12 protein-coding genes are annotated in these 12,443 nt (G+C 73.7%); 2 read left to right on the top strand and 10 right to left on the bottom strand.

Annotation, left to right across the window (positions count from 1 at the left end):
• Positions 1 to 57: 57 nt before the first annotated feature.
• On the bottom strand, positions 58 to 969 hold the full coding sequence (locus ABL57_RS23375; RefSeq protein ID WP_203225563.1) for a calcium-binding protein: 912 nt from the start codon (positions 967 to 969) through the stop codon (positions 58 to 60).
• 727 nt (positions 970 to 1,696) lie between these two features.
• Here ABL57_RS23375 and ABL57_RS07045 point away from each other — a divergent pair.
• Positions 1,697 to 2,488: a ZIP family metal transporter gene (locus ABL57_RS07045; protein ID WP_047802735.1), complete on the top strand. Its 792-nt coding sequence runs from the start codon at positions 1,697 to 1,699 to the stop codon at positions 2,486 to 2,488.
• Between the two features lie 406 nt (positions 2,489 to 2,894).
• Complete coding sequence (locus ABL57_RS07040) at positions 2,895 to 3,428, top strand: hypothetical protein (protein WP_053004807.1); 534 nt, start codon at positions 2,895 to 2,897, stop codon at positions 3,426 to 3,428.
• Positions 3,429 to 3,680: 252 nt separating this feature from the next.
• On the opposite strand, the gene ABL57_RS07035 is transcribed toward ABL57_RS07040, so the two are convergent.
• From ABL57_RS07035 to ABL57_RS06995, 9 genes are all read right to left on the bottom strand, one after another.
• Positions 3,681 to 4,577, bottom strand: a complete 897-nt coding sequence (locus ABL57_RS07035; protein WP_047802734.1) for a neutral zinc metallopeptidase — start codon at positions 4,575 to 4,577, stop codon at positions 3,681 to 3,683.
• Between the two features lie 39 nt (positions 4,578 to 4,616).
• Positions 4,617 to 5,228, bottom strand: coding sequence for an energy-coupling factor transporter transmembrane protein EcfT (locus ABL57_RS07030; RefSeq protein ID WP_047802733.1), 612 nt, complete (start codon positions 5,226 to 5,228; stop codon positions 4,617 to 4,619).
• The gene (locus ABL57_RS07025) at positions 5,225 to 5,962 is read right to left on the bottom strand and encodes an energy-coupling factor ABC transporter ATP-binding protein (RefSeq protein ID WP_053004806.1); all 738 of its coding nucleotides are present in this window, start codon (positions 5,960 to 5,962) and stop codon (positions 5,225 to 5,227) included. Before ABL57_RS07025 ends, ABL57_RS07030 begins: the two co-directional genes overlap by 4 nt.
• Before the next feature lie 3 nt (positions 5,963 to 5,965).
• Positions 5,966 to 6,589: a biotin transporter BioY gene (locus tag ABL57_RS07020; protein ID WP_047802732.1), complete on the bottom strand. Its 624-nt coding sequence runs from the start codon at positions 6,587 to 6,589 to the stop codon at positions 5,966 to 5,968.
• Positions 6,590 to 6,599: 10 nt separating this feature from the next.
• Complete coding sequence (locus ABL57_RS07015) at positions 6,600 to 8,051, bottom strand: AI-2E family transporter (protein WP_082157281.1); 1,452 nt, start codon at positions 8,049 to 8,051, stop codon at positions 6,600 to 6,602.
• Between the two features lie 143 nt (positions 8,052 to 8,194).
• A complete protein-coding gene (locus ABL57_RS07010; protein ID WP_053004805.1) occupies positions 8,195 to 9,289 on the bottom strand; it encodes a zinc-binding alcohol dehydrogenase in 1,095 nt (364 codons plus the stop codon).
• Positions 9,286 to 10,263: a Gfo/Idh/MocA family protein gene (locus tag ABL57_RS07005; protein ID WP_047802731.1), complete on the bottom strand. Its 978-nt coding sequence runs from the start codon at positions 10,261 to 10,263 to the stop codon at positions 9,286 to 9,288. Before ABL57_RS07005 ends, ABL57_RS07010 begins: the two co-directional genes overlap by 4 nt.
• Complete coding sequence (locus ABL57_RS07000; protein WP_047802730.1) at positions 10,260 to 11,399, bottom strand: glycosyltransferase; 1,140 nt, start codon at positions 11,397 to 11,399, stop codon at positions 10,260 to 10,262. Before ABL57_RS07000 ends, ABL57_RS07005 begins: the two co-directional genes overlap by 4 nt.
• The gene (locus tag ABL57_RS06995; RefSeq protein WP_047802729.1) at positions 11,396 to 12,364 is read right to left on the bottom strand and encodes a glucosyl-3-phosphoglycerate synthase; all 969 of its coding nucleotides are present in this window, start codon (positions 12,362 to 12,364) and stop codon (positions 11,396 to 11,398) included. Before ABL57_RS06995 ends, ABL57_RS07000 begins: the two co-directional genes overlap by 4 nt.
• Between the last annotated feature and the right edge of the window lie 79 nt (positions 12,365 to 12,443).

Here is a 12,443-nt window from a genome sequence, read left to right as displayed (position 1 = left end):
CCCCGCCCACCTCGCACGAGGTGGGCGGGGCGCCGTCGTCCGTCCGGCCACGCCGGATCAGTTCTCGCAGTTCACCTCCGTCTCGGCCTCACACCGATCCGTGCCGTTGCCGCCGTTCGCGGTGTCGGTGCCGGGACCACCGATCAGACGGTCGTTGCCGTTCTGGCCGTTGAGGGTGTCGTTGCCGTTGCCGCCGTTGGCGGAGTCGTTGCCGTTGCCGCCGTTGACGGTGTCGTTGCCGTTGCCTCCGTTGAAGGTGTCGGCGCCGGCGCCCCCGGTCAGGACGTCGTTGCCGTTGCCGCCGTCGAGGATGTCGTTGCCGTCGGCGCCGTTCAGGAGGTCGTTGCCGTTCTGGCCGTTGAGCCGGTCGTTGCCGTTGCCGCCGTTGACGGTGTCGTTGCCGTCCCCGCCGTTGACGGTGTCGTTGCCGTTGCCGCCGTTCAGCACGTCGTTGCCGTTGCCGCCGTTCAGGAGGTCGTTGCCGTCGCCGCCGTTGAGCGTGTCGTTGCCGTTGTCCCCGTTGAGGCTGTCGTTGCCGTTGCCGCCGTTGAGGGTGTCGTTGCCATTTCCTCCCCTGAGGACGTCGTTGCCGTTGCCGCCGTTGAGCGTGTCGTTGCCGCTGGCCCCGTTCAGGCGGTCGTTGCCGGCGCCGCCGTCGAACCGGTCGTTGCCGTTGCCGCCGTTGACGGTGTCGTTGCCGTTGCCTCCCCGCACCGTGGTCGGAACCGTCACGTCCAGGGTGACACTGTCGTTGCCGTTGCCCGCATTCACATCGATCGAGGACACACCGGAGGTCCGACAGGTCACGGCAGCCGTACCGTCGGACCTGCACCCTGATCCCGGGTTCACGGTGCTTCCCGGCACCGCAATCCTGTAGCGCTCGACGCCCTGCCTCAGGACCACCGTGACTCTCACGTCGTTGGACTGTGCGTCGCCAGTGACTTCCAGGACCCCGTTGTCGATCCGCACGCCGGTGTCGGCGTGTGCCGGTGCCACGCCCACGAAGAGGGAGGCCCCGGCCAGTGCGCCGGCCGAGAGGATGCTCGCCGACCTCCGCCGGACGATCCGCCGAGCACCGACCCCGCGAGGAGGCCGGCTTCCCTGCGTGGGGGCGTGCGCATGCGAGTCAAGAATGCTGCTCATGACAATTCTCCGTGCTCTTGGTAAGAAAAGGACCGACGTCGATGACCGACGCCGTCCGGGACTATTCCTGCTGGCTTCTCCTTCCGCATTGCGGGGCGTGCTGGATTGCCTTGATCACCCGGTCCGAGGGTGATGTCCGTATTGGGACAGGGAAATACGAATGCGGGTCTGACAAGGGATAAGGGTGTCAGTGTGGTCGATGGGTCCACATCGCCGCATCAATAAGGCCGAGCCGCTCGTATTCTCCGGAATATCGTGTGCGCGTCGGCGTCGAAAGCTTTTCCGAAGGTGCCTCGGTTCCGCAATTCGGTGCTTACAGGCTAGCTCGGTTCCAACCCATGAAAAGTAAAGCTTCTGTCACAGATCAAGGTCGAAACCGTCTCCCACCAGGGCCGACGCCCGCAGCACCGTGCAGCGGCTGCCGTCCCCGCTCCGTCCGCGAGGGCGCGCGGGGCCACCGCCTCGGGCGTCGATGCCGGCGTCCCGCGGGCGCGGGCGGGGGAACGTTGCGGCATACCGCCCCTCCGGCGCGGCCGGCTCCTACACTGCGGTCATGGTCCAGACGCTGCTCTTCGGGATCGTGGCCTCCAGCGCCCTCGTGATCGGGGCGCTGGTCGGGGTGCGCTTCGAGCTCCCCAAGCGCCTGCTCGCCATCCTGCTCTCCTTCGCCGCCGGGGCGCTGATCACCGCCCTGGCCTTCGAGCTGTTCGAGGACGCCTACGAGCGCGGCGGGATCGGGCTGGCGGTGGGCGGGCTGTTCGCCGGGGCCGTGGTCTTCACCGCGCTCAGCGCCCTGCTCGACCGGTGGGCGCAGCCCGGGCCCCGGTCCGAGGGCGCAGAGCGGCAGCAGGGCAGCGCCAAGCTGGACCCGGACGCCGCCGCCGAGGACAAGGCGCCCGAAGCGGCGTCGGCCCGCGGAGCGGCCGGCCTGGCCCTGCTCGCGGCCGTCACCCTGGACGGGGTGCCCGAGAACGTGGCCCTGGGCGTCTCCCTCACCGAGGGCACCGGGGGGCTGGCCCTGCTCGCCGCGATCTTCGTCTCCAACCTGCCCGAGTCCCTCGTGGGAGCCGCCTCGATGCGGGAGCAGGGCATGTCGAGAGGCCGGGCCGTGCTGCTCTGGACGGTCTGCGGGGTGCTGCTCGTGCTGGCCGTGCTGCTCGGCGCGGGGCCCCTGGCCGGGAGCGATCCCCAGACCATCTCCCTGCCGCTGGCCTTCGCCGCCGGCGCCGTGATCGCCTCCCTGGCCGACACCCTCATGCCCGAGGCCTACGAGCACGGCGGTCCCGCGGTGGCGCTGAGCACGGCGGCCGGCTTCGCACTGTCCTTCGCGCTCTCGCTGGCCTGAGCCGCCACGCTTACCGCCACCCGAAACACCTCCTCCACCCGTCGGGGCGCGGCGGACGGTGCACGGCGCCGGCGGCCGATCGACTGCCGGGCAGGAAGTCGACACAATCCGACTCGCGCCGGGTGCGCGGAGTCCGTGCGTCGGTGCACACGCTGGGCTCAGCGGCCGGGGCCGTGCGTTTTCTCTGGAACTGCCGCCTCCGACCTGGGACGATGTCCGCCCCTCACGCGGGGAACTCCTGATCGTCCGGGCAAGCCTGCATCAGGCGGTGTGGCGGGCCTCCGCGGTCGTGGACAGGACAGGGCACCGGTGCTGAACGGACGGGTAGCAGGCCCGCCGGGCTGGCACGTGAGCGTGAGGATCCCGCATCCGGGGACATCCCGCGTCGACCGAGGAGGACCGTCCGATGGAACCGTGGATCTGGATCGTGCTGGCGATCGTGGTGCTGGCACTCGTCGTGCTCGCGCTGGTGGGGGTCGGCAAGAAGAAGCGGGATCACCAGGCCGCCGTGGAGCGCCGGAACCGGGAGCGCGCCGCCGACCTGCGGGCCCGCAGCGAGGAGGAGAGCCTGGCAGCCCGGGAGCAGAAGGCGGACGCGGAGGCGGCTCGGGCCGAGGCCGAGAAGGCCCGGATCGAGGCGGACCGGATCGAGCAGGAGGCCCGGCGGCAGGCCGAGGAGGCCGACCGCGCACGCGAGGAGGCGGAGGCCCACCGGCGGGAGGCCGCCACATTGGACCCGGACGGGGAGCGCACCGACCAGGCCGACCACACCGACCGCGCCGAACGCGACGAGCGGTCCGAGGGGTCGCACGAGGGTGCCAGCCGCCGGGAGCGCGAGGCGCCCGGGCAGGACGACTCCCGCCTCGACGACAGCCTCCGGGACCAGCGTTCCGTCGCGCCCGGGAGCAGCACCGACGCCGAGGAGCGTCCCCGGACCTGACCGGCTCGTCGAGACCCGCACACCGGCAGCCGACGTCGGCTGCCGGTCCATGCAGTTCGGCAACCCGGTCCGGGTGTACTGCCACCCTGTTCACCACTGGACTGCTCCTCCAACGCCGAGTCCCCCATGAGCTCGCAAGTCCCCCCGATCAATCCGGGGGGATTGCGACTTCATGGGGGGCTCGGCGTACGTGGGTGCTGGGGGTGGAGGACTCGGCGTACGTGGGAGCTGGGAGCGGGGGTGGGGCGGCGGTCAGAGGGTCGGCGGGTTGTCGAGGTCGCGTGCGGCGAAGGTGTCGCACTGGTCCAGGTCGCCGGTGCGGTAGCCGGCCCAGAACCACAGCTGGCGCTGGCGGGAGGTGCCGTGAGTGAAGGCCTCGGGGTTCACCCGGTCCTGCGTGGTGGCCTGGATGCGGTCGTCGCCGATGACGGACGCGGCGTTGAGCGCCTGCTCGAGCTGCTCGGGCGTCACCTCCTGCAGATCCACCGCCCCGGAGGTGTCGCCGGACGCGCCGCGGGCCCAGAGCCCAGCCAGGCAGTCCGCCTGCAGCTCGACCCGCACGGCGCCGGACTCCGGGCCCTGCGGGTCCTGCTGGGCGTAGCCGAGAGTGCCGATCTGGTGCTGGATGTGGTGGCCGAACTCGTGGGCGAGCACGTACTCCTCGGCCAGGGGCCCGCCCTCGGCCCCGAACTGGGACTGCAGCTCGTCGAAGAACGCCACGTCGAGCCACACGGTCCGGTCGGCCGGGCAGTAGAAGGGACCCACGGCCGAGGACGCGGTGCCGCAGGCGGTGGAGTCCCGGCCCTGGTAGAGCTCCAGGCCCGGCAGCACGTAGCGCTCGCCGGTGGCCTGCGGGAGGTAGCCCTCCCAGAACTGGTCGAGGCTCTGCGCGGTGGCGATCATCCGGCAGTCGCTGTACTGGTTGGCGTCCGCGCCGGTCTCGCAGTGCGCGAACTGCTCCTGCCCGGAGGACGGACCGCCGGTGTCCTGTCCGCCGCCGGTGAGGGCGTCGATGCCGTCCTGGCCGAAGAACAGCCCGACGACCAGCAGCAGCAGCGTGCCGCCGATCCCGCCGCCCACGGCCACGCCACGGCCGCCACCGCCGCCGACCCGCCCGGGGTCCAGCTGGGAGTCGTTGCTGAAGGTCATGGGCAAAGCATAAGCGCACTGACGGTCGTGCGGTGCCGCTCAGTCGAATCCACGGGCGGCGAGGGCCTGACCGGTGCGCTCGGCGTAGGCCACCGTGGAGATCACCGCGGGCGTGACCAGCAGCACCGGGTTGGGGCGCAGCCCGCGCGCGCGCACGGCGTCCCGCAGTTCGCCCACGGCGCCGACGACGAACGGGATCGAGCGCAGCATCAGGGACACGGCCAGGCCGATCCGCTCGGGGTCGGCACCGACGAGCCGCACCGGGGTGCACAGCCACACGACGCCGTCGAGCAGCTCGGGCAGGGGAGTGGTGTGCATCAGCACGCGGGTGACGACGAGGAAGACCACGATGGTGGCCAGCACGTCGGCCGCCTGGCCCGGTCCGGTGGTGAGGACGTGGTAGACGCCCAGCAGGACCAGCACGGGCAGCGCGGGGGCCAGTCCGCGCCACCACTCGCGAGCCCGGACGCCGGCGGCGGTGCCCGCCGCCAGGAGTCCCGCGGTCAGCGCGGCCGGGACCGGCCACGACGGGGCGAGGACCACGGCCACGGTCACGACGACGATGCCTACGCCCTTGCTCCACAGCGGGGCCCGGTGCAGCAGGCTCGTGCCGGGGGTGTAGCTGCCGAACAGGTCCGGGCCGCGGCTCACGGGGCGGCCTCCTGGGGGAAGCCGTGCGCGCACCAGCGCTCGTAGGCGGGCAGGACCTTCTCGGGGCGGCCGTCGGCCACCAGGCGCCCCTCGTGCAGGACCAGGACGCGGGACGCGGTCGCCGCGAGCCCGAGGTCGTGCGTGGAGATCAGCAGCTGGTGCGGCAGCCCGTCGAGCAGCCCGATCAGGCGTCCGCGATTGCGGAGGTCCAGCAGGGTCGTGGGCTCGTCCAGCACGAGCACTTCGGGCTCCACGGCCAGCACGGCCGCGAAGGCCGCGAGCTGGCGCTCCCCGCCGGAGAGGTCGTAGATGCTGTGCTCGGCCCGGTGGGCGATCCCCACGCGCCCGAGCAGCGCGAGGGCCGCGGCGCGTCGTCGGGCCCGGGGGAGGCCGGTCCCGCGCAGGGACAGCTCGACGTCCTCCACGGGGGTGGGCATGACCAGCTGGGAGAGGGGATCGGTGAAGACGAAGCCCACGTGCCGGCGGGCGGCGCGCACGTCACGGGCCACGTCGATGCCGTGCACGGTGACCTCGCCCGAGGCCGGGCGGGCGAGGCCGTTGAACAGGCGCAGGAAGGTGGACTTGCCGGACCCGTTGAGCCCGACCACGGCGACCCGCCGCTCGGGAAGGGCCACGTCCACCCCGCGCAGCAGGGTCAGCTCACCGGAGGTGGTGGGGGCGGTGACGGTGACGTCGGAGCACACGAGGGCCTCGGCCCCGGGGCAGCCGGCCACGGGTCAGCGCGTGCCCGCGATCCGGGGGAACGCCTTGTGCACGCCCACGGCGATGACCGCGGCGAGCACGCACTTGACCAGGTCCCCGGGCCAGAACACGAGGTCCGCGAGGAAGGCGTCCTGGAGCGGCAGCTGCGCGTTGAGCACGAGGCCGGCGATGCCGCCGACCCGGATCACCACGAACCCGGCGAGCGCGGCGAGCACCAGCCGCAGCGTGTACGTGCCGGTGCGCTCGTAGCGGGCGTTGGTGGCCCCGCCGTCGCCGGCCCGGCGGGCCGGGATCAGCCACTGCGCCACGTAGCCCGCGGCGGCCGCGGCGAAGGGGAAGGCCAGGATGTAGCCGGCGGAGGGGCCCGCGAGCACACCGAGGCCGCCGCGGAAGCCGGCGAAGATCGGCACGCCGATCAGCCCGACCAGGACGTAGAGCGCCACCGCCAGGAAGCCGCGCGTCCCGCCCAGGACCAGGCCCGTGAGGAACACGGCGAGGGTCTGCAGCGTCAGCGGCACCCCCGCCCCGCCCAGCGGGATGCCGGGCAGGACGGACAGGGCCGCGGTGAGGGCCGCGAAGACGGCGATGTTCGCGAGGTCCTCGGCGGTGACGGAGCGGCGGCGTTCGGTGTTGGTCATGGTTCCCAGACTAGGGCGTGCGTGCGCTCTCGCCGGAACCGGTGCCCCCGCCGGCCGACCGCGCGGCGTCGTCGTCGGTGCTGTCGTCCTGCCGGACGGCGTCGCGCTCGGTGGCCCCGAAGCGGCCGCCCAGCGCCTGCTGGTAGCGCATCCGCTGGTACTTCCAGCGCTCGGCCATCGTGGCCTTGGACTCGACGCGGTCCTTGGGGTTCACCGGGTCCGACCCCAGCACGGGGTCGTCGCCGACCTGGTAGCGGCTGGACCATACCTGGATCACGGCCCATGCCACGGCGGTGTACGGCACGGCCAGGATCGCGCCGAAGATGCCGCCGACCAGGGTGCCGACGGTCAGGGCGAGCAGGACGATGAGCGCGTGCAGGCTCAGCGTGCGGCCCATGATGATCGGCTGCAGGATGTTGCCCTCGATCTGGTTCACCACGATGATCCAGCCGATGACGGCGAGAGCGATGAGCGGTCCGTTGGTCACCAGGGCGACCAGGGCGGCGATGATGCCCGCGATGGTCGCGCCGACCACGGGAATGAAGGCCGTGACGAACACGAGGACTGCGAGGGGGATGGCCAGGGGCACCCCGAAGACCAGCAGGAAGCCACCGATGAACACGGCGTCGATGAGCGCGACGAGCGCGGTGCCGCGGACGTAGCCGCCCAGCACCTGGGCGCCCCGGTCCACGGACTCGGCGAGCTTCGCCCGGCGCTCGCCGCGGAACCAGCGCAGCGTGAAGTTCCACATCTTCTCCCCGTCCTTGAGGAAGAAGAAGAGGATGACGATCATCAGGACGAGCCCGGTGATGAAGGACGCGGCCGCGGAGAGACCGCTCAGGGCGCTGCCGGCGAAGCTGCCGCTGGTGGCGAACTCGGTGGCCCGGCGCAGCGCGGCGTCGATGCTGGCGGTGTCCACCGGCAGCGGGGTGGACTCGAGCAGGCGGCGCAGCTCGTTCCAGCCCTCCGACGCCTGGGACGCGAGCGTGTCCCACTGGGCGCGCACGGTGAACACGATGCCGGCGATCACGCCGCCGAGCAGCAGGAGGATGCCCAGGAACGCCGTGAGGGTCGCGAGCAGGTTCGACCAGCCCTTGCGCTCGAGCCACTTCACGACCGGCCCCACCGCCGAGGCGAGGATGAGGGCGACCATGGCCGCGATGACCACGACCTTGATCCGCAGCAGGACCCAGACGAGGCCCACCACCACGGCGGCCACGAGCAGCGTCTGGGCGGCGCGGGAGCCGGCCCGCCCGAGCGAGTCCGCCCAGGGACCCACCGCGGGAGCCAGCGCCTGGGTGGTCTCCTCGAAGCCGGCGGGCTCGACCCCGGGGCCCATGGCCGGCACCCCGCCGGTGCCGGAGTCGGCCCGGCCGCCGAGGACGCTCTCGGCGTGCAGCGGGGCGGTCGACGAGCCGCCGGGGCGGCGGGGTGGTTGGTCCGGGCGGGGCGACGTGGCCATGCGGGGCTCCTCGGGGAAGGCGGCGGTCGGGGGTGCGGTCGTGCGAGGACGACCGGGCTCGGTCCAACCCTAAGGCGGCTGACGGAAGGGTGTCCACCGGTCAGGGCGCACGCGGGCCCGCCGCGCCGGTGCGTCGGCACTGGTCAGGCGCGGCCGTCCACCTCGAACACCGCGGTCAGCACGTGCCGGCGGCGGGCCGCGACGTCGTGCATGAGCGCCGGTGCGTCGTCGAAGCCCACGACGTCGCTGATCAGGTGCTCGCGGACCTCCGCGGCGTGGGCGCCCAGCAGCCGGATCGTCTCCGCGGAGAGCCGGGCCCGGTCCCAGGCGTGGGCGAGACCGCGGGGCACCCGCCCGATCTGGGCGCAGCGCAGGCTCAGCCCGTTGTGGTGGAACTCCTCGCCCAGCCGCACCGCGTCGGCGCCCTCGGTGTAGAACGCCAGGTCGATCACGCTGCCCTGGGGCCGGACGGCCCGCAGCGCCGCATGCAGCGCGCCGGGCTTGCCGCGGCACTGGAACACGACGTCGGCCCCGTGCTCGCCCGCGCCGTGGCGCCAGCGGGTCTTGAGCACCCGCCCCGGGTCGTCGTCGAGGTCCAGCGGGAGGAAGCCCAGCCGCTCCGCGACCGCCCGCCGGCGCGGGTCGGCGTCGGCCACGGCCACCTCCCGGGCGCCGAGCGCCCGGGCGAACAACCCGGTGACCAGGCCCACCGGGCCGGCGCCGGTGACGAGCACCAGCCTCCCTGCCACGCCGTCACCGAGGCCGCGCACCGGCCCGGCGTCGGCGGCCGCGTGCAGCAGCCCGTTGGCGCAGATCGGGCCGAAGTGGGCCACGAACACGCCCAGCAGCGGGTCGAGCCCGGCGGGCAGCGGAACCAGGTGCTCGCTCAGCGGGTCGGCGACGTGGGCGGTGGCGTGGCCGTAGGCCGAGGCCAGGACGTCGCCCGCTCGGAAGGCCGGGGTGCGGGACTCGGCCACCCGGGCGACCTCCATGTAGCCCAGCCGGCGCACGGGGTAGCCCTGCTCGGGCACGCCGGGGCGGAACAGGCCGAGCTCGGTGTCGTGCCGCGAGTGCAGGCCCGGGTGGTCTCCCTTGAGGAAGGCCAGCTCCGTGCCGGCCGACAGCCCGGTGACCAGCGTCTCCAGGAGCAGTCCGCCCTGCGGCACCTCCGGCAGCTCCTCCTCGGCGATCTCGAGCCGTCCCCGGGCGGGCACCACGATATTGCGCCGGGCGCTCACCCGAGCTCCTCCAGTGCCACTGCCCGGCCCGTGCGGGCCGACTGCGCGATGGCGCAGGCGAGCCGGTGGGTCCGCAGCGCCTCGCCGTAGGGCACCCGGGTGGTCTCGCGCTCACCGCGCACGGCCTCGAGGAACTCCCGGTCCACGGCGATCCGCGGGTCCTCGGCCGGGGCGTGCTCGGTGCGCTCGGCGGGCCAGAAGGCCGTGAGCCCGTCCTCGGCCAGCTCCAGGACCAGGCCGCGGCTGACCGTGTGCAGAGCGGCGCGGTGCTTGACGGCCAGCGCGGAGGTTGCCGCCAGGGTGGCGACCGCCCCGGACCGGAACCGGACGGTGGCGGCGGTCGCGTCGTCGACGTCGCCGTCGTCCGGGCCGGTGCCGTCCGGGGTGCCGCGGACCCCGGCGGCGTAGACCTCCACGGCCTCGCCGAGCAGGAAACGGGCCGTGTCCAGCACGTGCGTCAGCTGCTCGACGACCTGCCCGCCCGACCGGTCCGCCCGGCCCCACCAGGGCACCGGCGGACGCTTGTCGAGCCAGTAGCCGTTGGCCAGCAGCGGCGGGGCCTCCGCGAGCAGGTCACGGGCCAGCACGGCGGTGTCCAGACAGCGCCAGTGGTAGCCGGTGCCCGTGACGACCCCGGTCTCCTCGACCTGCCGGCCGATCCGCTCGGCGATGTCCAGGCCGAGGCCCACGGGCTTCTCCACGAACAGCGCCTTGCCGCGCTCCAGGGCGGCGGACTCCGCGGGCCCGTGGGCGAAGGGCGGGACGCAGACGTACACGGCGTCGGCCTCCACCGCGTCGAGGGCCTGGTCCGGGTCGGTGAAGCACGGGACGTCGAGCTCGGCCGCGAGGGCCTCGGCGGCAGGACGGTGCGCGTCGGTCACGCTGACCACGCGGGCCCCGCCCAGCCCGTGCAGCACCCCGACGTGGCGCCGGGCCACGGAGCCGGCCCCGACGAGGGCGATCCTGAGCGTCATGCGGGGTTCTCCTCCAGCAGCCGGTCGTACAGGTCCAGGTAGCGCCGGGCCATGCCCGCCGGGGTCCACTGCTCGGCGGCCTCCCGGCACGCCTGCGGGTCCAGGGTGTCGAGCTGGTGCAGGTGCCGGACGAGGTCGTCCTCCTCGGCGGCCAGGAACCCGGTCCGCCCGTGCTCGACGAGCGACGGCAGCACCCCGCGCGGCGTCCCGACCACCGGCACCCCCCGGGCCAGCGCCTCGACCACGCCGGTGGCGCCGGGCTCGGCCCAGCGGATGGGGCTGAGCAGGGCCCGGGCGGAGCGCAGCAGCCGCTCCTTGCGCTCGCCGGCCACGCCGCCCACCCAGGTCACCGAGGTGCCGTCGACCAGGGGCCGCACCTCGTCGAGCCAGTAGCGGACGTCGGGGTGGGCGCCCAGCGCCTCGTCGCCCTCGGCGAGCCGGCGCTCCAGCTCCTCCGGGTCGTCGATCCCGGCCACGGGGCCGGCCAGGACGAGGGGCATCCCGGCCCGGCGGCAGATCCGCGCCGCCACGTCCTGGGCCTTGTCGGCGGTGATCCTCGCCAGCACCAGCGCGTGTTCACCGGGGGGCGCCGACACCTCGAGCGGCGCCGGCGCCGCCAGCGGCACCACGCCCAGCGTCTGCCGGCGCAGGTTCGCCGGCGCCCTCTCGAGCTGGGAGGCGGAGACCGCGGCGAAGCGCACCCGTCCGCGGCCGTCGAACGCCGAGTAGAACTCCGCGTGCTTGCGCAGGTCCCAGTGCAGGGTCTGCAGGGTCGGCGGGGCGGCCCTGCCCATGGCGGCGAGCACGGAGGGGCCCACGACCTCCAGATGGTCGTGCACCACGTCCCAGCGGTCCCGGTCCCGCAGGGCCTCCACCAGGACCTGCATGTGGGCGTGGGCGATGCCGGAGACCCGGTTGTAGGGCATCGCGATGGACCGGAACGCCGGCTCCGGCAGCGGCCGCAGGTGGTCGTCCGCCTCGAGCGTGCTGGGCCCCACGGTGGCCAGCGTGACGTGCACCCCCGCCCGCCGCAGCTCCGGCACCAGGGTGGCGACCACCGTCTCGATCCCGCCGTAGCCGGACGGGGGCACGGGCAGCCAGGGGCCCGCGTTCACGAGCACCCGCAGCCCGCTCATGCGACGCGGCCGACGAACCGAGCCCGGTACTCGGGGACGCCCGCCATGGGCGGGCGCTCGCGGACGCTGACGTCGTGGGTCTCGGCGAGGAACCGCTCGCCCTGGCGCAGGAACTGCACGAGCTGACCGTGCTCGCCGGCCACCGGGGCCTCGCAGCGCAGCCGCGCCTGGACCGTGAGCTGGATCTGGGCGGCCATCCGCGCCAGGGCCGCGTCCGAGGAGTTGCGGTGCGAGCGCACGCCCAGGTCCACCTGGGCCATGGCGTCCAGGCCCACGGCCTCCAGGACGTCGATGAGCATCGCGATCTCCACCCCGTACCCGGAGACGAAGGGCACCCTCTCCAGCAGCGCCCGGCGCCCGGCGTACTCCCCGGCCAGCGGCTGGACCAGACCCGCCAGCTGCGGCCAGAACAGGTTGAGCAGCGGGCGGGCCACCAGCTCCGTGACCCGCCCGCCGCCGGCGGGCAGGATGGTGGTGCCGTCGTGCAGCGGGCGGTCGTAGCAGCTCTTCACGAACTGCACCCCCGGCTCGGTCAGCAGCGGGCCCAGCAGGCCCACGACGAAGCGCGTGTCGAACTCCCGCAGGTCCGCGTCGACGAACGCGAGCACGTCCCCGGTGGTCACGGCCAGGGACTTCCACAAGGCCTCGCCCTTGCCGGGGACGTTGCCGTGGGCAGGCAGGATCTCCGCCTGCCGGTGCACACGGGCCCCGGCCGCCGCGGCGACCGCCGCCGTGGCGTCCGTGGAGTCCGAGTCGATCACGACCAGTTCGTCGATCAGCGCCACGTCCTCCATGAGCTCCCGCCGCAGCGCGGCGACGATCCGGCCCACCGTCGCGGCCTCGTCGCGGGCCGGCAGCACCACGCTGACCCTCGTGCCGGCCTTCCGGCCGCAGAGCTGCTCCGGGGACCACTGCCGGGCGTGGTAGCTGCGGGTGCCGAACCACTGCTGGACGTCCTGTCGCATGCTGCCCGCTTCCGCCGCTGGGAAATGACGATGGGGAATACTGGCAGGTGACCGACCAGTTGCCGTCGGACGATACCGA

The organism is Kocuria sp. SM24M-10 (assembly GCF_001027955.1).
Taxonomy (GTDB): domain Bacteria; phylum Actinomycetota; class Actinomycetes; order Actinomycetales; family Micrococcaceae; genus Kocuria; species Kocuria oceani.
The sequence above is the reverse complement of the archived record's forward strand: the minus strand, read 5'-3'. Positions and strand labels throughout refer to the sequence as shown.